Source organism: Cuniculiplasma divulgatum (assembly GCA_031200235.1).
Classification (GTDB): Archaea; Thermoplasmatota; Thermoplasmata; order Thermoplasmatales; family Thermoplasmataceae; genus UBA509.
In genome coordinates, this window is sequence record CP133595.1 from 1,562,662 (window position 1) to 1,587,405 (window position 24,744).

At 44.7% G+C, this 24,744-nt stretch carries 27 protein-coding genes and 1 pseudogene; 11 read left to right on the top strand and 17 right to left on the bottom strand.

What is annotated here, in order from left to right:
- Positions 1-9: 9 nt before the first annotated feature.
- From ilvD to RE469_08235, 5 genes and pseudogenes are all read right to left on the bottom strand, one after another.
- Positions 10-1,668 (bottom strand): dihydroxy-acid dehydratase, encoded by a 1,659-nt coding sequence (gene ilvD / locus RE469_08215; protein WMT44179.1) that lies wholly within the window; start codon positions 1,666-1,668, stop codon positions 10-12.
- 113 nt (positions 1,669-1,781) lie between these two features.
- A pseudogene (locus RE469_08220) lies at positions 1,782-2,687 on the bottom strand (aldo/keto reductase).
- A gap of 305 nt (positions 2,688-2,992) precedes the next feature.
- Complete coding sequence (locus RE469_08225) at positions 2,993-4,273, bottom strand: MFS transporter (GenBank protein WMT44180.1); 1,281 nt, start codon at positions 4,271-4,273, stop codon at positions 2,993-2,995.
- Between the two features lie 67 nt (positions 4,274-4,340).
- A complete protein-coding gene (locus RE469_08230) occupies positions 4,341-4,514 on the bottom strand; it encodes a hypothetical protein (protein ID WMT44181.1) in 174 nt (57 codons plus the stop codon).
- 263 nt (positions 4,515-4,777) lie between these two features.
- The gene (locus RE469_08235) at positions 4,778-4,993 is read right to left on the bottom strand and encodes a hypothetical protein (GenBank protein ID WMT44182.1); all 216 of its coding nucleotides are present in this window, start codon (positions 4,991-4,993) and stop codon (positions 4,778-4,780) included.
- Between the two features lie 330 nt (positions 4,994-5,323).
- Between RE469_08235 and RE469_08240 the strand changes: the two genes are divergently transcribed.
- The 3 genes from RE469_08240 to RE469_08250 all read left to right on the top strand — a co-directional run bounded on the left by RE469_08240 (position 5,324) and on the right by RE469_08250 (position 7,533).
- A complete protein-coding gene (locus tag RE469_08240; GenBank protein ID WMT44183.1) occupies positions 5,324-5,599 on the top strand; it encodes a hypothetical protein in 276 nt (91 codons plus the stop codon).
- Between the two features lie 357 nt (positions 5,600-5,956).
- Positions 5,957-6,304: a hypothetical protein gene (locus tag RE469_08245; protein WMT44184.1), complete on the top strand. Its 348-nt coding sequence runs from the start codon at positions 5,957-5,959 to the stop codon at positions 6,302-6,304.
- A 50-nt stretch (positions 6,305-6,354) separates the two neighbouring features.
- Complete coding sequence (locus RE469_08250) at positions 6,355-7,533, top strand: cation:proton antiporter (protein WMT44185.1); 1,179 nt, start codon at positions 6,355-6,357, stop codon at positions 7,531-7,533.
- On the opposite strand, the gene RE469_08255 is transcribed toward RE469_08250, so the two are convergent.
- Positions 7,519-7,950 (bottom strand): Lrp/AsnC family transcriptional regulator, encoded by a 432-nt coding sequence (locus RE469_08255; protein ID WMT44186.1) that lies wholly within the window; start codon positions 7,948-7,950, stop codon positions 7,519-7,521. The two genes, RE469_08250 and RE469_08255, sit on opposite strands and share 15 nt — an antisense overlap.
- Before the next feature lie 130 nt (positions 7,951-8,080).
- Here RE469_08255 and RE469_08260 point away from each other — a divergent pair, with 130 nt between their 5' ends.
- Positions 8,081-9,013: an asparagine synthetase A gene (locus RE469_08260; protein WMT44187.1), complete on the top strand. Its 933-nt coding sequence runs from the start codon at positions 8,081-8,083 to the stop codon at positions 9,011-9,013.
- 112 nt (positions 9,014-9,125) lie between these two features.
- Entirely contained in the window at positions 9,126-9,854 is a 729-nt protein-coding gene (locus RE469_08265) for an SDR family oxidoreductase (GenBank protein WMT44188.1), read from the top strand.
- A 19-nt stretch (positions 9,855-9,873) separates the two neighbouring features.
- Here RE469_08265 and RE469_08270 read toward each other — a convergent pair whose 3' ends face one another.
- Positions 9,874-10,656: a class I SAM-dependent methyltransferase gene (locus tag RE469_08270; protein ID WMT44189.1), complete on the bottom strand. Its 783-nt coding sequence runs from the start codon at positions 10,654-10,656 to the stop codon at positions 9,874-9,876.
- A gap of 190 nt (positions 10,657-10,846) precedes the next feature.
- On the opposite strand from RE469_08270, the gene RE469_08275 reads away from it, so the two are divergent.
- A complete protein-coding gene (locus RE469_08275) occupies positions 10,847-12,394 on the top strand; it encodes an aldehyde dehydrogenase family protein (GenBank protein WMT44190.1) in 1,548 nt (515 codons plus the stop codon).
- On the opposite strand, the gene lipB is transcribed toward RE469_08275, so the two are convergent.
- Positions 12,374-13,060, bottom strand: coding sequence for a lipoyl(octanoyl) transferase LipB (gene lipB, locus RE469_08280; protein WMT44191.1), 687 nt, complete (start codon positions 13,058-13,060; stop codon positions 12,374-12,376). The two genes, RE469_08275 and lipB, sit on opposite strands and share 21 nt — an antisense overlap.
- Before the next feature lie 59 nt (positions 13,061-13,119).
- Here lipB and RE469_08285 point away from each other — a divergent pair, with 59 nt between their 5' ends.
- From RE469_08285 to RE469_08295, 3 genes are all read left to right on the top strand, one after another.
- A complete protein-coding gene (locus tag RE469_08285; protein WMT44192.1) occupies positions 13,120-13,887 on the top strand; it encodes a transcriptional regulator in 768 nt (255 codons plus the stop codon).
- Between the two features lie 176 nt (positions 13,888-14,063).
- Positions 14,064-14,462: an adenosylmethionine decarboxylase gene (gene speD, locus RE469_08290; GenBank protein ID WMT44193.1), complete on the top strand. Its 399-nt coding sequence runs from the start codon at positions 14,064-14,066 to the stop codon at positions 14,460-14,462.
- 4 nt (positions 14,463-14,466) lie between these two features.
- The gene (locus tag RE469_08295; protein WMT44194.1) at positions 14,467-15,441 is read left to right on the top strand and encodes a hypothetical protein; all 975 of its coding nucleotides are present in this window, start codon (positions 14,467-14,469) and stop codon (positions 15,439-15,441) included.
- Here the strand turns inward: RE469_08295 and infB are convergent.
- From infB to rpl7ae, 5 genes are read right to left on the bottom strand one after another with little or no spacing between them, the layout of a single operon-like run.
- Positions 15,438-17,186 carry a translation initiation factor IF-2 gene (gene infB / locus RE469_08300; GenBank protein ID WMT44195.1) on the bottom strand — a complete coding sequence of 583 codons (1,749 nt, stop codon included), beginning with the start codon at positions 17,184-17,186 and terminating at the stop codon, positions 15,438-15,440. The two genes, RE469_08295 and infB, sit on opposite strands and share 4 nt — an antisense overlap.
- A 7-nt stretch (positions 17,187-17,193) precedes the next feature.
- Positions 17,194-17,640, bottom strand: coding sequence for a nucleoside-diphosphate kinase (gene ndk / locus RE469_08305; protein ID WMT44196.1), 447 nt, complete (start codon positions 17,638-17,640; stop codon positions 17,194-17,196).
- A gap of 11 nt (positions 17,641-17,651) precedes the next feature.
- On the bottom strand, positions 17,652-17,864 hold the full coding sequence (locus tag RE469_08310) for a 50S ribosomal protein L24e (protein ID WMT44197.1): 213 nt from the start codon (positions 17,862-17,864) through the stop codon (positions 17,652-17,654).
- Between the two features lie 2 nt (positions 17,865-17,866).
- Positions 17,867-18,076 (bottom strand): 30S ribosomal protein S28e, encoded by a 210-nt coding sequence (locus tag RE469_08315; GenBank protein ID WMT44198.1) that lies wholly within the window; start codon positions 18,074-18,076, stop codon positions 17,867-17,869.
- 11 nt (positions 18,077-18,087) lie between these two features.
- Positions 18,088-18,459 (bottom strand): 50S ribosomal protein L7Ae, encoded by a 372-nt coding sequence (rpl7ae, locus tag RE469_08320; protein ID WMT44199.1) that lies wholly within the window; start codon positions 18,457-18,459, stop codon positions 18,088-18,090.
- A gap of 211 nt (positions 18,460-18,670) precedes the next feature.
- Between rpl7ae and RE469_08325 the strand changes: the two genes are divergently transcribed.
- Positions 18,671-19,150, top strand: coding sequence for a hypothetical protein (locus RE469_08325; GenBank protein ID WMT44200.1), 480 nt, complete (start codon positions 18,671-18,673; stop codon positions 19,148-19,150).
- A gap of 46 nt (positions 19,151-19,196) precedes the next feature.
- On the opposite strand, the gene RE469_08330 is transcribed toward RE469_08325, so the two are convergent.
- Entirely contained in the window at positions 19,197-20,063 is an 867-nt protein-coding gene (locus RE469_08330) for a dihydrodipicolinate synthase family protein (GenBank protein WMT44201.1), read from the bottom strand.
- A gap of 69 nt (positions 20,064-20,132) precedes the next feature.
- The gene (locus RE469_08335) at positions 20,133-20,735 is read right to left on the bottom strand and encodes a hypothetical protein (GenBank protein WMT44202.1); all 603 of its coding nucleotides are present in this window, start codon (positions 20,733-20,735) and stop codon (positions 20,133-20,135) included.
- A 165-nt stretch (positions 20,736-20,900) separates the two neighbouring features.
- Here RE469_08335 and RE469_08340 point away from each other — a divergent pair, with 165 nt between their 5' ends.
- Positions 20,901-21,860, top strand: a complete 960-nt coding sequence (locus tag RE469_08340; protein WMT44203.1) for a hypothetical protein — start codon at positions 20,901-20,903, stop codon at positions 21,858-21,860.
- Here the strand turns inward: RE469_08340 and RE469_08345 are convergent.
- Entirely contained in the window at positions 21,857-22,237 is a 381-nt protein-coding gene (locus RE469_08345) for a hypothetical protein (GenBank protein WMT44204.1), read from the bottom strand. The genes RE469_08340 and RE469_08345 overlap by 4 nt on opposite strands.
- The gene (locus tag RE469_08350) at positions 22,230-24,701 is read right to left on the bottom strand and encodes a penicillin acylase family protein (GenBank protein ID WMT44205.1); all 2,472 of its coding nucleotides are present in this window, start codon (positions 24,699-24,701) and stop codon (positions 22,230-22,232) included. The genes RE469_08345 and RE469_08350 overlap by 8 nt, the downstream gene beginning before the upstream one ends.
- Between the last annotated feature and the right edge of the window lie 43 nt (positions 24,702-24,744).

Consider the following 24,744-nt stretch of genomic DNA (forward strand, 5'->3'; position numbering starts at 1 on the left):
AGAATCGGGTTATTCCATTATAGCCCCGTATGATGCGCTTCCAACCAACTTTGAGTACTGATGGAGGTATCCAGATGTGTATTTTTCTTTCTTTGGTTTCCACTGTGCAAGTCTGCGTGCAATTTCTTCATCGGACAGCTTAATTTCAAGTTTTCCAATGTTTCCATCTATAGCAATTAGATCACCATCTTTTACTATAGCTATAGGTCCACCAGCCTGCGCTTCAGGAGAAACGTGTCCGATCATTATGCCTCTTGTTGCTCCAGAAAATCTGCCATCGGTAACTAGGGCAACATCTTTATCCATTCCTCTTCCGACAACTGCTGACGTTACCGCAAGCATTTCTCGCATCCCCGGACCTCCCCTTGGGCCTTCATATCTAATGATTATAACATCTCCTTTCCGAATTTCATCATTTTTAACTGCAGAGAATGCTTCTTCTTCTGAGTTATAGACCTTAGCCGGACCCTCATGTACACGAACTTTTGTTGCAGAGACCTTAAATACTGAGCCATCTGGTGCAAGATTGCCCCGTAATATTTTGAGTCCGCCCGTAGAACTCAATGGCTTATCTATTTCCATTACCACATCCTGCGCGATGGTATGCACCTGAAAAGTTTGCATATTTTCTCCGAGTGTCTTCCCTGTGACTGTCAGAGAACCTTCATGAAGGAGCCCCGCCTTCAGCAGTTTTTTGATCACAAGTGGAACTCCACCAACATCATAAAGCTCTGCCATTGTATATTTTCCACCTGGCTTCATGTTAACAATTTCTGGTGTTCTGTTACCAATTCGTTCAAAATCATCCACTGACAGCTTTATATTCGCTTCATGCGCTATTGCTAAAAGATGAAGCACGCCGTTAGTCGAACCACCTGAGGCCATTAGCACTGTGATGGCGTTTTCAAAAGCATCATACTGAAGGATGTCTCTTGCCTTAATGCCAAGTTCAAGCAGGGATGAAATCTGCTTTCCTGTTTCAAACGCAAACTTTGCCTTGCCACCTTCTATAGCAGGAGGCGCTGCACTTCCAGGTAAAGCAATACCCAGTGCTTCTGTCAGAAACGCCATGGTGTTGGCAGTATACAAGCCACCACATGCGCCAGCAGTTGGGATAGCAACACTTTCCATATAACTCAGTTCTTCCTTTGACATATTGCCCGCTTCGTATTTGCCCACCGCTTCGAACACCTCTCCTATGGCTATCTTCTCATTGTTGTATATTCCAGGGAGAGTTGAGCCGCCATACATTACTATTGATGGAATATTCATCCTTGCAGCAGCCATGATCATACCGGGAGTTGTCTTATCGCAACCAGATATCCCAACGAAACCATGGTACCCATGACCCCGTATGGTCAGTTCTACTGTATTTGCCACTACTTCACGGCTTGGAAGCGAAAATTTCATGCCCTCGTTTCCCATTGCAATCCCATCTATCACAAGCGGAGTTACAAACATCCGTGGTGTGGAACCTGATGAGTTTACGCCTTCTTTTGCGCGGTATCCAAGTCCCATTGCATGTATGTTGCAGGGTCCTGTCTCACTCCAAGCAACGCCTACACCGACAAGGGGTTTTTCCAGATCAGTGTCCGAAAGACCCATAGCTTTCATGAAGGCCCTATTTGGGGCCTTTTCAGGTCCACTATAATAATCTACGAAATCCATGAATATATATTAACATAAAGGTTAGTTAACTTTTGCCTAAAATGTGGCAAAATAAGTATTTTCTTAAATACCCAATAAAAAGTCTAATCCAGAAAGTGTCTGAAAATATGGATTCAATAACCCGCTGTACCCATTTCTAATCTGTGAGGCAAGTAATGCTTTTCAATTCTCTTTACTTGGTCATCTGTTAGTGATATCTCTAGGGCCGTAGCAACATCATCCAAATGTTTTTTCTTGGAAACCCCAACAACAGGAATAAACTTTTTTTGTAATACATACGCAAGCGAGATGGCATATTCTGTGGCAGACTGTTCCTTTGCTATAGCTCTTATATCATCTAGGACATCAAAATCGTTTTCCTTAAAGTATCTGTCGAGCATTACGGAGTATTCCTTTGATCGAATCGATTTTGGCGCGATCCCGCGCTCATATTTTCCAGAGAGAAAACCCGCTGCCAGTGGACTGAAAGCGGAGAAAGATATCCCTTTATTAATACAGTAAGGAATCACTTCACGTTCATCTTCCCTATAGATTGCGTTATAATGGTTTTGCACGATTTGCGGCCTTGCCAAATCCTTGTCTTCCGCAAAACGGTCTATTTCAGCGAGTTGATATCCTTTTATATTGCTCAGACCGAAGTAACCAATCTTATTAATTTCCACGTATCTGCTGAAAGTTTTCAGGATATCCACAGTATCCAACCCGTCAAACCAGGTGTGTGACAAATATATATCAATGTAATCTGTCCTTAATCTCTTCAAGGATAAATTCAGCTCAAATTCTACTTCTCTTCTTGCAAACCCATGGTGTTTTTCACTTATTTTCCCACCTACTTTCGTTGAAATGATAAATTCCTCACGCTCATCTTTTATGAACTCACCGATTATCTTCTCGGATTCACCCGCGGAGTAAATATTTGCAGTATCGATATAATTTATCCCCAAGTCAGAGGCTTTCTTAAGTATGGTCTTCGCGTCCTCAGAATTAACCATCCATCCTGAAGACCCAAATGACATTCCTCCAAGGCAGACCTAGGAAACTTTTAGATCTGTTTTGCCGAGATGCATGTACCTCATTATGAATCTATCAACTGCTCTCTTAATATAGACTTTTGTTTTTAAAAATGCTAGCTTGGTTATTCACGCAGAATTGCAATCAGGATCCAAGCGAAAAATCTCTAGCCACTTCGTGGAATTGGAACTGGAAAGACAGACTATACAAGGTATATGAACGTCTATTCTTTGTGATTTAAAAGCGCTATTTGTATTATTTTGAGTAAAATAAATATATTAGAAAATAAAATGGTAAATACTTTTATTGCTCCCTAGCGAGAATTTCTCACTATCAGTACAGCTATACCAGCTACAAGCACAAAAAATGCCATAGCATATACACCACTGACAAATGAATGTGTATAGCTTTCAAGTCCGCCAACGAGAATAGGCCCAACCACACCTCCCAGATTTCCAATTCCGTTGATAAGACCTATGGAGGCGGCAGAACTTTCTCTTTTCAAGGATTCCTGTGGAATGTTCCAGAACACTGGAAGGAAGCTGAAAATGCCAATCGCAGAGATTGTGAAAAAGATAAAGGAAACAACTACGTTTGATATGAGAAATGCGCTTAGTGCAAGCCCACCGGCAGCAACAAAGAATACTGCAGCTGTAAGACGTTTTCTATTACCTTTTTTATCTGAATATCTTAATATAAATATTAACGCAATAGCAGCGACAACATAAGGTATATCTGAAAGAAAACTGGATGTGGCAGCGCTCACGTGCGCAAAAGAACTTATTATTGATGGTAACCAGATCGTGTATCCATAAAGCCCAGTTACACCAAGGAAGTAAACAAGCACTAGGAGAAGAACATCCCTTTCAATCAATGCCTCCTTCCATGATGACTTAATGGGCTTATCTGCTTCTTCCTTAGCCAATTCAGATTCAAGAGCTTTTTTCTGGTCATCCTTAAGCCATTTAGCATCTTCCGGAAAATCATTAATCGTAAACCACAGGATTACAACTGATACCAATGCGAGAATACCCTCGAAAATGAAAAGATATCTCCAGCCGGGATCATTCCCGTATGCTGTGAATATTCCACCGGCAATTAGACCGCCAAATATGCCAGCAACAGGGATAGCAGCATTGAAATATCCATTAGCAAGGCCCCTCTCGCTTTTTGCAAACCAGATACCCATAAAGAACATAACACCCGAATAGAAAGGAGCCTCAGCAAGTCCGAGTATGAACCTGAGTGCATACATCTCTGGGACATTTTGTACAAAGCCAGTTAATATAGTAATTATGCCCCAGGCCGTGAAAGCTCCAGCAAATATCTTTCGGATACCAACGTTGTTAATCTGCAAAGTTGTAAATACTTGCGGGATTGCATATGCTACAAAGAAGAGAGCAGATGCAATGCCTGCAATTAAAGACGCACTGCTTGCAGGTGCTCCTATATCTTTAAACATTCCGGCATCGATACCGTATGAAAGGTTCACTCGATCAAGAAAATTTACAACGTATAGAAAAAAAAGTATAGGTGCAATTCTTAAATATCTACTAGTTCTCGAGGACTTCAATACTGCTATCTGGTTTTCCATGCGAAAAATATAAGCTAATGATATATGAATTTTGCGACATCGTAATATTTCATGCCGATGGATACTATTATTTAAGGTACAGTTCCCTGTAATCTTTTACCATCCTCGAGCCCGTATGCCCCAGGTTGTGCGTGTCGATCTCCAGTATTTCTTCTGTATTCTTTCTAAAAGGCTGCTTCTTCCTTACATTTACGGGCACCTTCTTCATCATCGGGTTCACAGATTCTAGTATTGATCGCATGTGATATTCATCCAGCCATTTCTAAGTGTCATCCGTGAAACTGTAAAGCATCTTCTTCCATGATTTTATTCCCTTAGCACGGAATATTGATTTCGTCTTTAGGAGGAAATACGGTTTTATCCCATAACTTTCAGTGATGGCGCAACATCCCATCCGGGTACGGAATGAAGGAAGGGAGACGCATGCTGAGCCACGAGGAGTTATACTCAAGATCAAAAACACGTATCCCTGGCCAGTTCATGGAATCAGAACTGGCTAAAATGTTATACAAGATCATACTCTTCAAGTGCATTTTCCCTTATATATTCCGTGAGTGATCTGTTCGTCCACATTTTAGATCTTTGGCTTAGATCGGAAGGTTTTATGCATGCAATCCCTATAAGGTATGACGTTGTGAGATCACTGAGGCTTCTGGATTTTCCTAGTCTCCTGGTATCATGCATGAGAGAATCGATGCCCAGTGCAAGAGCTCTGTTCATTATCTGGCATACCTTCTGCTTGTTGATGGAAAGTGATTCGGCTATATTATCTCACTTCTCGCATTATGCATACAGGAAGAGGGCCTCTGACCTCTCAACAGTCCTTGCTTCATCGATCATTGATGCTGAAATTCTCTTCAGCATCGCCCCCCTCATCGCTAGATAGTTTCAGTGCACCTTTTGATTTCTTAAACACAATAGTAACATATTAAGATAGAGTATTAATAATAACATTACTATGGAAACGCTATACTAGTTTAAGTTAGGATGATATTTCGCATTCTTGAACTAGAAAATTTAAATGATTTAGGACACTTGAAGACTAACGCAATGAATGAGGGTATTTTTCTTGATCTGATGAGGCGGGTGCAAAGAGGCGATATGATCAGGATATACCCTATGCAACCAGATAACAGTCAGGGCGTAAGAACTAGGGCTTACCCCTGCAAAACAGGCTCAGGCGAAATCTACGAAGTGACTGAGCCATTTGAGGCTCGCATGGAGGCCTATAACGACGTTGCTTTGCGGGTCAGAGCAGAAAATGGACTCTGCCTCATAATAAACGTGGAAGAGATATGGAAGGTAGAGAGAATTTGGCTTGAATGAATAAATCCAAGAAGAGTTTAAATTCGGGTTTGCTGCACCATACAAGAAAGTCAGGGGCAATAAAGAAATAGAAATAAGGAAGAAACTGCCCATATTGGCTAACGTCTTTCATAATTGCCGGAGATAATTTATGAGATATATGTGTCGCCCGTTCCTGTAGCTTTATGATCCATGTTGGCAGCTATCATACTATAAGGATGAAGGTAAGTAGCTCAGCCAAAAATATGGGGCTATTATTAGAACCCTTGATTTGAGCACTTTTTTAGAGATAATGGCGATCCGGCGTCATGATTATTAGTGACTTTTGAATTAACCGACAGTTATTGTATGGCAAGAAGGAACCTTAGGTGGATAATTTTGGCAGTGTACATAGCCATATTCATAACGCTGGATTTCCTTATTCCATACTTTCTTCCAAAGTACGCAGGCGACACTGACTTTATACCATTTTTCTTCTTCATCCCGTTCTTCTGGATAGGCGGAAGAAGATCAAGGTCAACTGGAAACAGGAATTATGGAAATCCCCAGCCAGATGCTGATACGTATACATCAGAGAAACCTTCAGATAATAGGAACTACAGCAGTGGGTATGAATACGATGAGTTCGGTATTCCAAAGAGAAGGTACAGCACCCGGCTTTACTACATCATCGGCGCAGCAGTTATTGTTACTGCAATAGCCATATTTCTTCTGGTAGTATTGTGAATAGCCTTCCGGAAATTTATATAAGCAGATAGGAGTTCAAGAGAAGGCTGATGACTCTTATATCCTCAATTTTTGTCCTGCTATTCGTGGCACTTGTGGCCGGTGAGCTGCTGAATAGAGTGGGAATTCCTTCGGTAGTGGGTGAACTCCTAACAGGTCTAATCCTGGGTCCGGCAGTCCTTGGAATAGTGAGTCCAAATCAGGTATTTAGCGGCATATCTGAGGTCGCGCTGTTCTTCATTGTTCTTCTTATCGGTATAGAGGCAACCACAGATTCGCTTATAAAGAACTACAAACCAGCAATGGTTTTCACAGCAACCAGCTTCATCATTCCAGTCGTGGCAATGGTAATAGTTTCAACGATGGTTTTTCACCTGGGCTATATCAGTGCCATCGTCCTATCAGTTGCAGTTGGAGTCCCATCAATCTCCATAGTGTCTGTTATATTGAGGGATTATGACATGCTCCGGGTAAGGGCAGGGCACATCATACTTGCAAGTGTTGTAATCACTGATATAATTGCCTTTGCAGTGGCGTCAATATTTTTAAATCCCAAGGCAGTCTATTATGAAGTCCCCGGAATAGTGATCTTCATGATTCTTTTCTTCACGCTGGACATGGAAGTGAGGAAACACTCAAAACTGGTTGTTGAATTGTTTACCAGGCTCCATGCCACTGAGCGTGGTGAGAAGATCATATTTGGATCTATAATCCTTTCCGGGCTCATAATAGCCAGTATTTTCGAGATTATAGGCATAACTTATGTTCTTGGGGCATTTTTTGCAGGAATAATCATAAGTGAAGTTGTCGTGGGTCGAGAACTTCAGGGAATTCTTACAAGGACTCTATCAAGGATAAACGACAGCTTCTTCATTCCCATCTTCTTTGCCATTGCAGGCCTGAACAGTATTTTTCCTCCCCGGGATTCAGTCTATCTGATGTTCGCTCTTGTGGCAGTTGGAATTGCCATTTCCGTACCTCTTGACTACATTTACGGTAGAACCGTGTTTGAGCACATAAGTGCAAAGACAGGCGTCGGTATCCTGGGAGGTCGTGGGGCTGTGGGCATTGTCATTGCAACAGTGGCCCTGAGTTCAGGAATAATCACGAGAGGTTTGTTTTCCGTGGCTGTATTTGCAACATTGATCATATCAACGTGCCTGCCCCCTCTGGTTACGAAGAAGGACATACATATACCGGAGGAGGCCTCAGAATTACTTTACTACTGAAAAAACTGAAACGGTCTCCGTCTTCTCTACGCCTTCGGTAGCCCTCAGCTTATCCAGCACAAAGTTTCCAACATCTTCCACTGTGGATGATCTTATCTTCACCATCATGTCCCAGGCTCCGGCTATTATGTAGACCTCTTCAACTTCCCTGAACCTGGAAATTTTCTCAGCCAGCTGTCTCTGCGTTACTCCGGCGGCAGGGCTGAATGACACAAATATGAATGAAACAACTGGCAGGCCGATGGCCTTGTAGTCCGGAACTATAGTGAATTTTTTTATTACTCCCTCTTTCACCATCCCCTGGATTCTCTCGTAGACGGTGACACGAGGTATGTCAAGTTCTTTTGAGATATCCGATATCTTGTCTCTTCCGTGATCCACCAGGTACTGAAAGATCCTCTGATCCTTTGCGTCCATGCCAGTTAATTTCATGGTAGTATTTAAAAGTAGACATTATGTCCATGTAATTTAATTTAATACGACGTGAGATAACGTAATGTCCAAGTATGTGGACAAGTGTTCTTATATGAGATTAAATTAACATTATATGGAAACGGAAATAGTTTCAGAACTTATGGAGCATCTCAGCGATAAAAAACTGGAAGCAGCACTGAAGGTCAACACAACCGTCAGGGCAGCAATGGGTGAATTTCTCAGAGATAGAGGATTTATAGAGATTCCTCCTGTGATCTTCTCCACCGTAACTGATCCGCTCAACCATCCCGTGTATGATCCGTCATTCGAATATGAAGGAACGAGATATGCTCTCACCAAGAGCATGATATTCCACAAGCAGATAATTGTGCAGAAGTTTCCAAAGATTTTCGCATTCTCACCCAACATCCGGCTGGAAATGCCTGAAAAGGCCAGGACCGGTAGGCATCTTCTTGAGTTTACCCAGCTGGATCTGGAGGTGAAGGGAGCCACAAGGGAAGACCTCATTAAACTTGGCGAAGAGCTTTTCATTCACACCCTGGAGAAAGTCATTGAGAAACATGCTCAGGACCTGCATGATCTTGGGAGAAGCCTCAGTGTTCCCCGTGCGCCCTTCAAAAGATATAAATTTGAGGAAGCCGCAGAAAAATACGGATCTGAATTCGAAACGATCCTTTCAAAGGATGCAAAAGAGCCGTTCTGGATAGTGGACATACCGCTTAAGGAAAGGGAATTCTATGATCGGGAAAGCGATGTTTTCCCTGGTATTCTGAATGACATGGACCTCATCTATCCGGAAGGATACTGCGAGGCGCTTTCAGGAGGAGAGAGAGAATTTGATCTGGACAGAATAATGGAAAGGATTCGCAGGAAAGGGCAGACCTATGAGCAATTCAAGTGGTTCCTGGAATTTGCCAGGGAGGGGCTGGAGCTGTCAACAGGCTTTGGAATTGGCATAGAAAGGCTGGTAAGGTATATCTGCGGATTTGAGAGAATTGAGGATGTTCACCCGTTTCCAAAGGTACCCGGAAAGGTATCTGTCTGACTGCCGTAAAGCTGCAAATGGAACTTGTTTCTTCCATTATTTTCAATTTAATCGCCATTTAAAATAAAGTACACGAGAATGTGTATTAAATATGATTTATGAATAGCCATTCATGGTAGATTTAATCAGGGATTCCATGGCAGGCAAGGTTGCTGTGATAATTGGCGTGGGACCGGGCCAGGGCATATCAACCGTAAGAATGTTCATAAACTTTGGTGCCAAGGTGGCAATGGTTTCAAGAAGCGGAAATACCTACGGACTGGTGCCATCCTCCACAATAAAGGCATACAAAGCAGATGCAACTGACGAGAAGCAACTGGTGGCGGTCCGGGACAGGATAATTGCAGACTATGGCGGAATAGATTTTGTTGTTTCCAATGTTGGTGTCTGGGAAAAACTGAAGGGAGAATTTCCGGAGGTAAATGATTTCGAAAGGATACTGCACATTAACCTGTCATCGCACCTGTCAGTGATCAGAACGTTTTCACAGCCGATGAAGCCTGCCGGTGGCTCGATTGTCCTGGTGGGGGCTTCAAGATACATATTCCAAGGTAACGATCTGGCTTACAACGTTTCCAAGTCCGCTATTGAAGAGCTTGTGAGGAAATCCGCCGAGACTCTGCGCCAGTACAATATCAGGGTCAATGCCGTAATGCCAGGTTCAGTTGGGAAGGAGGACACCTACTACAAAGTTTTTCCCTTCAATTTCACAAAGCTCTCAGAACGAAAGGAATTGGAGCCAATCGAGGTTGCAATGGTTTCAGCATTTTTGGCCAGTGAAATGTCCCTTGGAATAGACGGCCAGTGCATCAACGTTGACCGTGGACTGAACTCATTCTGATTTTTATTACTGGCTGGATTCATTTTCTTCTGGCCATCACCATCCACTGATCCACCTTCAGGCTGATAATTTCGTTATGGTCAGTTCTCACCTGGAAATAGTCAAGTGCACGTTCAGTCATGCCTTTTATAAAATTCTCAGTTTGCGCAATCTGCTCTTTGCTTTCTGCCGTTCTTGCAACCCACTCCTTGAATGAGTACATCTTTTTTTCAACTTCTTCTTTCAAGATCTCAAGATTGCTCCCTGCCAGCATGGATTTCCATTCTTCCACTGAGGCACATTCAACGTGGCTTCTATCCCTCATCTTCTCGAAGGTGTTCATTAGCATTCCAAGCTCTGTATCGCCTGGAACCACGTTATCTATCATGATGAAGATGCCCTTGTTTTTCAGGACCCGGGAGACTTCCCTGACAAAGGCACCCTTATCAGTGAAATGATGGGGAGCGATGCGGCACGTTACAATGTCAAAGGTTTCATCAAGGAAGGGTAAATTTTCGGCATCAGCCATCAGATAAATTACATCGTCTGCTCCAGCTTTCACATTGGCCTCTCTAGCAGCCGTGAGCATATTCCATGTCAGATCGGTGGCAATTACAAGACCAACATGAGGATGAAGAGTTCTGGCCACATGGCCCCCTCCAGTTGCAATGTCAAGTGCCTTCCAGTCCTTCTCGGGATGTATCCATTCAATTATTCTCTGGAGATCCAACCCCTGCGCATGACCACGGCTTTCCACATACTCCCTGGCCTTTTTTCCAAACTGTTCAACAACAATGCGCTTCCGGTCATCCTCCACCACCATGACACCGCATCCCATACAGTTTCTTAAAATTCTTCTCACTGGTTATCTATCCATGAAGTTCGGGTCCCCTTTTCGGGCAGAGCCTCTAGCTCACCGGTGAAAATTCCAACTAACCTTCTCTCCGTTTTGGTAATGCCTATGGGTGGCAGGTGTTAAGAATTTTTAAAGTACGTAGAAAGTATTCTGTATCATGTTCCAGAATGAGATAACCTATGTAAGGATGCAGAAGGCAGGCAAAGAGGCTGAATTCCACAGACTCTATGAAGAGGCACTCAAGGAAGCTGAAAAATATCTTCACAAGGAGTACCCCAATATCATAGGCAAGGAAATAATTGAAAAAGAGAAGATAAAAGACATAAGCCCAATAGATGGAAAAGAGATTGCGACTTTTCAGATGGCATCGCCAGAAAACATAAACAGGGCTCTGGAAATGCTTCATTCCTCATGGAAAAAATGGTACGAGCTAGGCTATGTTGAGAGAGCCAGGATTATGCTCAAGGCTGCGGATGAGATTTCCAGGCAGAAGTACCTCATATCAGCTCTTCTTGCGTACGAAAACGGGAAGAACAGAACAGAGGCCATGGCTGACGTGGATGAAGGTATTGATTTCCTGAGATATTACGCCATTAACATGATAGAGAACCAGGGATTTCACAAGCTGAGCGGAAAGGGATACGACAACGAGGAAAGTTTCAGCGTCATGAAACCATATGGCGTGTTTGCCGTAATTCCGCCCTTCAACTTCTATGCCATAACGGTTGGCATGACGGCCGGTCCTCTTACAGTTGGAAACGCAGTGCTGCTGAAGTCTTCAAGCGATATTCCAATATCCACTTACCTTACCGTGAAAATACTCCATGAATCCGGTGTTCCCAAGGAAGCACTGGCTGTCATCACCGGATCCGGAAGAGTTGTGGGGAAATATGTGGTTGAAAGCGATCTCGTTTCGGGCATAGTTTTCACAGGATCACGGGAAGTAGGCATGGATATATACCACCGCGCCCAGGAAAAGAGACCCAAGCCTGTAATCACTGAAATGGGTGGGAAAGATGCGGTCATAGTTACATCCAGGGCTGATCTTGATAAGGCGGTTGAAGGAATATTCCGTGGGGCTTTTGGATTTTCAGGGCAGAAATGCAGTGCTACATCACTTGCATATGTCCATGAGGCTGTGTACGACAAGTTTGTAGAGAAACTGAAGGAAAGAGCCAGAAATGTGCTTCCGGAAGACCCCAGGAAAAAGGAAGCCTTTGTGACTCCAGTTGTGAACCGCGAAGCCTATGAAAAATTCAAGGCCATTGAGCCAAAGCTCAAGGAATATGGGGACGTAATTGTGGGAGGCAAGGCCCTTGATAGGCCCGGTTACTACGTGGAAGCCACAATACTCAAGGATGTGATGCGCGACTCATATCTTGCAAAAAATGAGCTCTTCCTGCCCGTACTTGGCATCATCAAGGTGAAGGACCTCAAGGATGCAGTTGATGAAATAAACAAATCAGACTATGGGTTGACAGGAGGCATATTCACGGAAGACTATGAGGAAATCCAGTATTATTTCAACAACGTGGATGTGGGAGTAATATATGCCAACAGGGCCAGGGGCGCAAGCACGGGTGCAATGGTTGGATCTCAGCCTTTCGTTGGCTGGAAGCTCAGTGGGAGCAGTGGCAAGGGAACCGGCTCCTATTATTACCTTCCACAGTTCTTAAGGGAGCAGTCACAGACCATTGCCCATTAATATTTCTCTTAACTCTTCAATTTTATTCAAGGTCAGTGGTTCCTGAACTTTGAGGGATTCTGAGAGGCTCTTCAGGAGGATCATTTTCACCTCCTTTTCATCCTGAATGCTGCCAGTTTCACGCTGGAGGCTGGTCATAATTTCTGATGTCATCCCGCATGGCATTATTACATCAAATCTTGCCATGTCAGTGTTAACGTTCAGTGCAATTCCATGCAGGGTTGAAAACCCGTTTATGGCGAGGCCAACAGAACAAATTTTCCTGTTCCCTACCCAGACTCCAGTCTCCCCATGGAGCCTGCCTTCCGAAGAGATGCCATAGTGTTTCAGTGTATGGGATATGGCCCCTTCGATGGTGATTATCAGGTCTCTTATGTTCATCTGGCGATCCCTGAGATTAATTATGAAGTAAATGACAATCTGCCCTGGTCCATGATACGTTGCTGATCCGCCCCTCTCCACCTGGAATACCTCCAGATTCGGGTCAAGTATCTCATCAGGGTTTCTGTGAATGCCCATGGTGTATACGTGCGGATGGCTAACGGCAATCAGAACATCCGGTATGGCATCCTGGTTCCTTGCTCTGTTCAGCGACCTCTGGAGTTCCAGCACTTCCTTGTATTCTCCATACCCTATATCGGCAATAATAAGATCATTGGCTATCATGCATGCACCGCTTACTGATGGAAGATCAATCTAATATGTTGATGTTTCCATATCCATAAATGCTTCCGGATCAGGGAACCCTGACGCAGATCATGATATTGCTTCACATATTTGATGGTGAAAAAAAGCCTTCCGCCATAGCCAAGAACATTGGAATAACCGTGCAGGGTGTGCAGTACCACATGAAGATTATGGCCGGGAAAGGCCTTATAGATTCCGGCGGCAACATAACCAAGGAAGGCTTCAATTTCCTTGATACGGGCCTTTCCAGCATGAGGGACTTTGTCTCACAGAGCATTGCGCGTCTTGACGATGTGGTGACGTGGGAAGCCATTGCCTCCGGCAGAATCGCATCCGGAGACGAGGTGAGACTTGAAATGAGGGATGGATACCTTTATGCTTCTGCGTCACCGGGCAAAGGTGCTACCGGCAGGTCGAGAAACGATGCAGAAGACGGCGATATTGTTGCAGTCACATCAATTAACGGCATAATAAATGTCAAAATTGGCACAGTTTCAGTTATCGTGCTTCCGGATGCTGAAAATTTAAGTAAAAATCTTGATCTTAATTCCATCACCGGTGAATTGCATGAAAACGGCAAAACACTGTTGGGCAGCATAGGGGAGGAGGCATACGTGATCTGCAGGAAATCCGGCATAATACCTGACCTGGAATACGCATCCATACATTCAGCGTTTGAGGCAGGTATCAGAGGGGTAAGTTCCACTGTACTTGTGTCAAACAGGCGCTTCCATTACTTAATTTCCGACATAAAGGACCTGCAGAACAGGTACAGGGATGTAAACGTCAGGATAAAATATTTGTGATATTACAAATATAATAGTAGATAAATTTTAGTAGCAATATTTATAACGGGCATTTGAATTGTCCTATTATATCTTCAATGTGGAATTTTATTAAAAATTCAGGATCGGATAAATATTTAAATATAACACTTTAATACGAGGGATCGTCAACCAGTAGGTGAAAAATATGGAGGAAGATGGTAGTGGCAGTAGGCTTTCAGATTTTAGCGGACTTGTACGGTGTGGATCCAGATGTAATATCAAAGGTCGATAGCTTATATCCAGTTATCGAAAATGCAGTAAGAGCAGGAAGTCTTACAAAGATATCCTCGGATTATTACCAGTTTCAGCCACAGGGGGCAAGTGGCGTGGTGCTCCTGGCTGAGTCGCACCTTTCCTTTCACACGTGGCCTGAACATGGTCTTGTAACACTGGATATATATACATGTGGCGATCCAAAGGGAGCCGAAACTGCTTTTGATTATATCGTGGATCAGCTTAAACCGGATACCATGGATTGCAAGAGGTTACGGAGAGGCGTGTCAGTCACTGAAGAACTTACGGTGGAGAAACCCCAGCAGCTTGTGATTCTGTGATAGTTTGAACCGGCGTTTTTTTGCAGTTTCCATAATTCTTTCAATTTTTTTCGCATTTTTTTCTCTGGTCTATGATTCTTTTCCCCTGTGGCTCTACATCACTGGCATAATCCTGGGCATAATTGCCCTCTACATCTCCGGTGATGTTTTTCTGGAAGAGGCGCTTCATGTCGGGATCAAATACGGAATTTCCAGCAAATCCGTGGGAACATACATAATATCATTCGGGGCGGTTATAGATGAGTTTGCTGTGGTCTTTTCCTCTTCCATACGGGGTTACGGATCGTTGAGTTTCGGGACAATACAGGGTTCCAATGTCATAACGCTGATCATATTCCTTCCTATTCTTGCCCTGGTGGCCAGGAAGAATTTCTCCGGATTCAGGAAAGATGGCTACGTGCTCCTTGCAGTTAGCCTTGTTGCCCTGGCCATGTCGGTTCAGTGGATCAGGGACCCATGGTATCTGGGTATACCAATGATTGCCATTTATGCAATATATGCTCTGGTCAACAGGAGACCACCTGGAGACCTGCCGCAAAAAACTGAAATTGGCGTGGATTATACGGCAATGGTTGCTGCACTGGTACTTCTGGGGCTCGCAGCCGAAGCCCTGGTGGATTATACAGTTGCCGTATCACGTATTGCAGGAATTGCCTCATTCTACTCAGGTTTCATTATCACCGGTGTGGCTGGAAGCCTGCCGGAGATCATAATGTTTGGGCTGATCATCGTCAGGAAGGATAGAGAGGCGACGCTTGGAATCACCACTGGAACCACAATATACAAGGGGAGCCTCATTCTGGGCATTTCAATGCTCTTCGGGACAGTGGATCTGTCTGTTGGCCGGTGGTCAATAATATTGATGTCAGCCCTTGCCCTCATATTCATTTTCCTTTCATTCGTCAGAATCAGGAAAATTTATGCTGTATTGCCGCTGTTTGCCATAGCGGCCACATATCTCGTGAACCTGATGATCTAGGTCCTGGTACCCCAGAAGATATTCTCCTTCCTCTTTATCTGTATTATCTCGTCAAGGGTATTCATGGTATCCTTGTCCAGCGGATCATTCCTCAGTTCCTTAACTACGCCCTCCGGAATGTCAACATATAGTGGCTCTTCCGGGAATATCTGCCGGTTGAGCGTTACTCCATCTATGGATACCGCAACCTCAGCAGGGGCATCAGCGAACTGCTTTGAGTTCTCCCCTTCCCTGATGCTGCGGACAGTTCCAGCGAATCTGCCATCCGCCTTGATCAGTGAATCTCCCACCTTGATCCTTCCCGACTGTACCTTCACGCCCACTATGACAGGCTTGGCAGCTCTGAATATGTACTGGGGGAGAATCGAGATCTTGGCAGGCATGGGCATTCTCTGCTTTCTACCTTCATCCAGCTGCATCCTTCTCCTGGACAGCCAGTCTTCAGTATCCTGTATCAAAGAATAGATGACGTCCCCTACCTTCACGCCCACATCGGAGCTTGCTGCCGCGTCCTGGGCCTCAGAAAGGAACTGGACATTGAACCCTATAATTATACGGTCCATGGGGTCATTGAGCGTTGCAGCGTCTGTGATATCTCTCTTGTTGATGTCACCCACCTGTGCTGACCTTATGGAAATGCCCTTTTCCTTGAGCTCATAAGCGATTGCCTCCAGGGACCCAAGAGCATCCGCCTTCACTGTAACACCGTGTTCTGACAGTGTGATATTGACCTGAGATTCCTCCAGAATTTCCCCGAACGCATCACCGGGATCACCGTCAACGGCTATGACTGGCGATCCTGACACAACGTCAAGCCTGTCCGCCATTAAAAGTCGGACACCAGAGGCTGATTCAACAGTATTCTTCTCCACTAGTTTTTTTGATTTGCCCTTGGAATTAACCAGCATGGCCTTTATCTTTGTCACCGCGGGTCCTGTCCTTGTGTTCAGGGCCACAGTATCGCCCTTATGGAGAATGCCCTGGTAGAGGACGGTGTCAAGTATGGTTCCAATGGATTCCTCCCTCATGAGCTCTATTATTGTGCCTCTTCCCTTTGTCTGCTGGAACTTTATGTTTTCTTCAAGGTACCTCTGCGCAAGCCCCGCTATGACCATGAGTATTTCTGATATTCCTATGCCTGCCTTTGCGCTCATTGGCACAATGGCAACTGTCCTTGAAAAATCTGAAATGCGATCATACCTGTCACTGGTTATGCCAAATTCGTAGAACCTGTTCACAAGATCATAGAGACGCTTCTCAAGTTCGTCAACATATTCCTGTCTCTGCGCCTTCATGGCCTGCTGGAATGTGACATTCTTCACTGGAGTGTAAAGCGGAACAAGGTCTATCTTGTTGGCCGCCACAACGAACGGGGTCTTGAACTTCTTAAGTATATTGATTGATTCTATGGTCTGAGGCTTGAATCCTTCATTTATGTCAACCACAAGTATGGCAATATCCGACAGAGCACCGCCACGGGCACGCATATTGGCAAACGCTACGTGGCCCGGCGTATCTATGAACAACAACCCGGGGATTTTGAGTTTGCCACGTCCCAGAAGACCTCTGGCCTTTTCCTCTATCTCTGCAACATCTATGTTTGTGGCGCCGATTCTCTGGGTAATGCCCCCTGCTTCCTTTTTTGCGACTGAGGTTCCTCTTATGGCATCTAAAATTGAGGTCTTGCCATGATCCACATGGCCAAGAACGCAAACAATCGGCTGACGGTATTGTCTGTTATCCATAACCACCTCAGTAGAGGTTGCTTTCATCTCCACACTGATACTGGCTGATTTCTACATCCTGGAAGAATATGGGAAATTCGTGCTGGAAAGACTCTGGAGAATCCGAGGCATGTATTATGTTCTTCTCAATGCCCGTTGAATAGTCCCCCCTGATTGTGCCCGGCTGTGCTTTTGAACCATCTGTGGTTCCTGACATAAGTCTCGCGATAGATATTGCTCCAGGTCCTTCAAGCACGGCAGCCACAATTGGGCCGGATGTTATGTATGATACCAGGTCTTTGAAGAATGGTTTTCCCTTGTGAACATCATAATGCTTCTCTGCCCTTTCCTTTGACAGTACCAGCATCTTGAGGGCAACTATCTTGAGTCCCTTTTTCTCAAAACGTGAAATTATCTCGCCCGACAGTCTTCTTTTCACGCCATCGGGCTTTATCAGAATTAGTGTTCTTTCCAACTATACCACCCTCAGCTCTTAGAGCTTTGCTTCTTCATTTCCTTTATTGTGTGGTATTCCTTGGTCCATTTGGTTTTCCTTGGTACTCTTTTAAGGTCTATCATGTTCACCTGGCATTTCCTGCTGCAGAAGTTGAGGACGTTTCCGTCCTTCCTTACATACAGGAAACCGGTTCCTGGTTCGATCTGTGCTCCACAAAAGCTGCAGGTTTTTGATGCCACCATAATCACCTAATTGAAAGTTTTCTCGCTTCCCTGGCAGTTTCCCTCAGCATGAGAATGTCACCAACGCGTACCGGGCCCATAACATTCCTTGCAATTATCCTGCCCTGATCTCTTCCGGCAAGAACCCTGACTTTCACTGTTGTGGCTTCTCCGCTCATACCAGTTCTCCCCATGAGTTCTACGACTTCTGCCGGTGTTCCTTCATCTGCCATTGCAGATCACCTTATTTCTTGATTTCAGCAAGTTCGGAGATAACCTGCTTGAGGTTTTCTTCTCCTTTGCTGCCCACATCAACAACAGATATGGATGCTGCTGAGGCTATGCCAACTTTGGCACCAAGATCGCTCTTCTTTTTCACGAATCCGTAGGGTACCTTCCTCTCTTCACAGAGCATTGGAAGATAGTATACTACTTCAGGTGGAGATACGTCTTCTGCTATTACGACTACCTTGCTTTCTCCTCTTTCAATAGACTTAATAACCTCGTTCGTACCTTTCTTTATTTTCCCGCTTCTGAATGAATTCTCAACAAGATCCAGTAGTTTTTTTTCCACGGACTCGGGAGTTTCAAATTTCACATAGCTGTTTTTATCCATTTTGGAACCTCCTTCACTAAGGCAAAACGTAAGCCGTAGAGCCTATATTAACTTTCTCAGGTAGATGGCTCTTCTGCGATTATCGCCAGGATATGGTAAGCGGCACGGGCAATTGTTTGGAAAAATACCGTGTGCGTGACCAGATGCCGGATCATGAACGGGTTACTGGCGAAACATAGTCCCGGTTACACTGGACGCCGCATGAACGATATTGCGCAAAGGACAGGAATTCAGGTGTTTTTGCAAACTTTACAAAGTATGTAAAGGGCAAATTGGTTTAACCCCATTTAGATATGTTGTCATGGAATTCAAAGGAATAGGTTGGGTTGGTTACAGATCCAGGAATTATGAATTGGTTGTGAAAATTTTTCAGGAGCTTCTGAAAATGGATCCAGTAGAAGCTGGTAAGGATTACCAGATCTTCAGATTTTCAGGTGGAGAGGAACTTGAAATAATGAAAATATCCGGAGACGAGCAGGTTTCTGGTTCTGGGCCATTAGGCGCAGTGCCGGGATTGGTCGTAGACAATATCGCAGCAGGCGTTTCCAGAATCAGGGATGCCGGCTTGAATACCACATCGCCAATCCAGTATGGAAACGACGGATCATGCTGGGTGCATTTTCAGCTGCCTGACGGTTCAGAGTGGGAACTGAAGCAGTGGGATTGCATTGAAAACTCTCTTAAATTATAAAATAAAAGATAGAATGATGGAAACGCAGTCCATTAAGGAAGGAAACTTAATCCAGCGTCTCCATTGCCCTGTCCACTAGGTTCTTGGCTGATTCTGACGGTTCCACCATTGGAGATCTGTAACCGCCATTAAGACCAAACTTCCTGTAAAATGCGTAATAGTATGCCGACGGAAATCTGGATGTAAGCAGCGATCTGATAAAGGGGTTAATTTTCTGCATCTGGGTTTTTCTGGCTGCATCAAGCTTACCGGAGGTGAATTCCTTATATGCAGTAACAACCGGCTTGCTGAAATTGGTAAGTCCACAAACCCCACCATCGGCCCCTATGGATAAGGATGGAATGAGGAGATCATCCTGACCCTGGAAAATAGCGAAATCGGGTCCAGAGAATTGCATTATGTCGGAGAAGTAGCGCATATCTGCAGAGCTCTCCTTCAGCCCTATTATTTCTGAAAACTCTTGCTTAAGCGTTTTAACCGTTTCCGGTTCAATCTTTGCGCCGCTTAGCTGGGGTATACTATAGATGAATGTCTCCTTCCTGACAGTACCGATAACTTCCCTGAAATGCTTCAGAATCTCTTCCTGTCCGGCAGTGATATAATATGTGGGCATCAGTACCAGCGCATCTGCTCCGGCATCCTTTGCATGCTTGCCAAGTTTAACCGATTCCTGAGTGGAAGATGATCCGATCCCTGCAAGTACCTTCATTCCATGGCTGTGTTCAACCACAAACTCCAGGAATTTCATCCTCTCATCGGCGGATAGGAAAGGAAAGAGCCCCGTGCTCCCGTTTGGGAACACACCGTATATCCCGATTTCCTTAAGGTAGTCAAGGAGCTTTGCTGTGGCTTCATAATCTATTTCCCCGTTCTGCCTGAATGGCGTGACCATTGGGGTTATTATCCCACTCATTTTCATAAGTTAGTAATGTGATCAAGGAATAAAAAGAATAAGAATTGATTCAGCAACAGAACGGTGAGACTACAGATTATATCCTATATTCTCGGTTCTGAGAACATCTACAAGTGCCTTGGGAAGGCCCCTGGCCACCAGATAGTCCCAGTCAGGTATCACTCCTCTTCCGATTGCCAGATTGATTATTTCATTGATGGGCATGAATATGGTACTTGGCGCATGCACCGTACCTAGCAGCCACGGCGGATAGTCGAAATAATCCTTTAGTCTGCCAGGTACAACATCGGTTAGAAGTTCATTCAGAATTGATGCAACCTTCCTGTTGTAGTACCATTTCTTCACTGGCGAATTCGCAAATCCGGGATTCGGGGCATAAACTTTCCATTCAAGCCCATATGCCTCCTGGGAATCCAGCTGTACTGACGTGTTCCCGAAGTTGTCAATATCAGATCTCGGCGGAGTTTCCTCGGCGCCAGTGGCAGCGTTAACAACCTTTGCTCCAAATCTGTTGAACAGGTTAAGATGCTTGTCTATTACTCTCTCCAGCTCCTGGGCCTCTGCGGAAGATATGGTTATATCATTTTCAAATTGCTCTGAAATCTCAGGCAGATCCTCGATTCTGGAATTCATTATAACCTTAAGATAATAATTAAACCTATCTCCGCTCATGTTTTTCATGGTCTCCTTTGATGTTCATAAACAACTTCTGTATATATAGTTAGCTGGTCACGCTTTCTTTTTCGTCTTCATTTGCGTTCGTTGGTCAAGCAACTCAATGTATTGTAATCAACTCTGTGCACCAGCATTTATGTGTAAAAAAGCATTAAGGATGGTATGGTTGCAGACACCAATAGCAGGATCAAAAAATATCTTCAAGACACATTCAACATAAGAAATATAATGGAGGAGGTTCCTGTTAGGGCCCCCTCCAGTGAACTTACTACCTGGATTCTTGCTCCGTGGTCTCTTGAAAGCATTTCCATGAATTGCAGATTGCCGGTTAAAGAGGTTACCCGTATACTTGAGTCAGTTCCTCAAGTGGAAATTGCAACTCAAGATCGCGGTGCCAATAAAATCTCAGTTGTAAGGTGGCTTGGATCTGAACCATTTTCATATCAAGCAGTATCATCGTTGCCGCGACCTGGCAGGAAGATACGCGACTTCATAAATCTGCATATCTACAATTATCTGGTGGGACGCACAGGCACAGTAAGCAGTCCCGTGAAACTGGAGGACGCATTATTTGATCTCAAGAACAGTGTTATGCTTCCGGACGACTTCATGCCGGATTATTTGATGGGGAATCTGGAGGGAGAGGATATCCCTCCTTCAGATCATGTCATGGAAAATTTGCAGCCATTTTCCGACAGAACCGATGTTTACTGCTATTTTGAACCATCTCATAAGGGATCAGGCAGTCTTGCATATCTTTTTGCCGCATCTCCAGAAACGGGAATGGTAAATGACAATAAGGAAATAGAAAAAATAATAGGTGATTCTTTCAGATCGCTTCCACGAGATCCTGATTATGAGCATTTTGAGCTTTCACGATACATGAAGACCATACTGTTCAACATCCAGAGGTACAGTTCCGGTGAACTCAGGAGACCCCTGCCCCCTCCTCATATAATTGAAAGCATGAAGAGGAAAGGAATCATTGCAGAAACCAACGGAAAATACTCCGTATCAGAAGGAATATCCGCGGAACATCTTGAAGGGATGCTTGAAACTGAGAAAAAAGCTGCTAAAGCCCTTTCCGCAAGATGGCTTGAAAGTATGGCAGAACCGGCTTAATTTCGGCTCCCCATACCGCTTTTCGCTTTTCTATGCACAATATTTTCACGTATCTCAGACCACAGGAGTGCGCTAAATGCCAGAATGAGGCCATAAACCAGGGGGAAAACGACAAGAACCAGAACGGGGGAAAGGGATACTATGCCTCCTATTATGGCCGACAGCTCAGCAACTTTCTGCAGCGGATAGATAAGGTACAAAGAAAATGCAGAGGCAATCCCTATGATCAGGCCAGCTGCAAATGTTCTCCATCCCTTCAGGTACATCAGAGGAATTGCGGCAACCACGCCAAGATACGCAATTGGGAGAAAGAACAGAGTCGCGTAGGAAACAGCTGCAGATGCAATTATTGAAATACCAGCTCCCATCTTAGTCATATACAAACCTCACCTCCGTTGTCTGGGTAGACATATTGTAATACTGGTGATCAAACCATGCAGTCAGCTGATTGGAGAAGTAGTAGCTGACCGGATTTTCGCTTGGTCCACCGGGAAATACTCCGTAGAATATGGACTTTGCAGGATCGGACACCTCTCTCAAGGAAGGTCCCACTGTCACGTATGGCTCCGGTACCTGAAGCTGCCTTGACACATATGCTGCGCTGACGGTATGGGAATCACCATACATCGGGTAGGGTCCAAGTCCAAGTGCTGAGAGTCCAGTCAAGCTGGCAATCTCAAGGATATGGACTCGTCCCCATGTCCATGTGCTGACTGGCCCAAGTTTCCGCAGCAGGAAGGACACTTCTCTGGTGAAGGCCGTCCGCGATGTGTGATTGAAACTACCATTGAACCAGGTGGCCGACGATGGATCGTTGATGGCTAGATAAAGCGCCGATGTGTCGAATGGCTTTGTAAGCGAGGAAAGTCCGTGCTCAGCATACACCTGGTCAAATGTGATGTTGTAGAGTTCGCTGAGGTAATACCAGTATACTGTTTCACCCGTGGAATTCACATATGAGGTATAATTCCACTGCGAAAGTATGCTGTAGGCCGCAGCCTGAGATGTATTCATGCTCATGGAAGAGAGCGACTTCAGTATTACAGGCACGAACTGCGATGCCCAGTAGTCCGAAACGTTACTCTGAAGATTCATCATGTCATGAACAGTGGTATTTCTATGTGACTTAAGATAATGATAGATGGTCTGTGCCCTCCCCCCTGATGTCCAGTACCCTCCTATGAAGGGATACGGATAATTCACACCAACAGTTGGTTGATTGGGGGCGAAGGCAAATCCCCTTGCAGGATTCTCGATCTGTGGCAGATATTTGAAGGGTACCTGCCCAGTTATGCGGTAAGCCGGGTTGCTACCGTTCAACAGAGATCTTGAACCAATGACAGGCACTTTCTGCCCATTTGGCAGTGTTTCATTTATTGTGGGGTACAATCCGGCGGTGATGTATCCCGTATTATGTGCTCCAGCAAGTACGAAATTCTGTGGAGGTGATTCCCACAGGCGTAAAGCATTGATCATCTGGCTGTAGTTAGTGCTCATGTCCAGCTTGATTTCGGCAACAAGGTCAGGGGATGGAATCGATGCCGTCCAGTTCATGCTAATGCCTAGGTCTCCGGATCTGGCAATAATGGGGCCATTATTTGTGTAAAATATGGAGTATTTTGATCCTAGCAATGAATAATTGTATTCCGACATGGCAAACTCCTTTCCATTGTAGGTGTAATTGTTCCCATTGAGCATTTCCAGATAATCATTGGCTGTTGCACCTTCCGGAGTTGTCAATCCCCACGATGTTGTGGCTGTATGGCCTATGAGAATTCCTGGTAGCCCGGCAAGACCCCATCCAGTTGCATTAATTCCCGGTGCTTCCAGCTGCACAGGAATCCAGAGGGACGGAGCAAGCAGGGTAAGATGCGGGTCGTTTGCAAGAATGGGCGAATGCAGTGAAGAATAATTTGAAGTTACTATCCAGGAATTGCTGCCTACCTCAGGCCTTAATGTGTTCCTCGTTGAAAATCCATATGGATCAGAAATGTTGGAAAGTGCATTCTCCATGAGGCTTTTCAGGGAGCCGAATAGGGAAGTATTCAATCCAGTGGCAAACTGGCTGTACCAGTTGAGGGACCAGAGGTATTCTGACGATATTCCCATGTCAGAGAGATTAAAGCCGTTGACTGTCCCATTGCCGGGAACCATGGTAATGTTTGTCGTATAATATGGGTAATAGGGCCATATCTGGCTCAGGTTTGCATAGCCAAGGGCAGAATAGAGCAGATCAGTCTGAAGCTGGCTTGTGCCTCCTGTTGTAAGGTCCCACGTCATGTATTCCTGCCAGGCAAAGGAATCAAGGGGCGTCCACTGGAAAGGCTTCTTTCCAATAAGCTTGAAACCGAGCGGAAGATTGCCAGCGGACGCGTTTATGTATGCATTCACACCCTGGGAGTAGTCCTGGATGTATCCATAATACTGTGGATAATCAGTCCTGACATATGAATTCAGCAGGGCTGCATTTTGGGGTATACCTATCATGTGCATTGCAATGTCGGAATTCAGTGCGGAAGTTCCCACATATGAGCTCAGGTTGCCTGAAGCTAGAAGCGCCTCAAGTTCCATCTGGAACAGCCTGTTACTGGCTTCGTAGTATCCCTGTGCCATGAAGAGATCGTGCAGATTTCTGGCCTGTATATGGGCAACTCCGGATGAATCTATGGTGACATTTACATGATACTGGAGATCGGGAATATGATAATTTCCGGACGTGTAATTGGCATTTCCAGCTGCCGACCACAGCCCGTTTACAGGATTCAGAGTGTTGAAATCGGTTGACAAATAAGATAAAGCTATGATTGCCACAATTGCGACCACAATGAATTTTATTCTCATTCTATGGAAAACTGTTACATGCTAATAATTATTGGCCGATCGG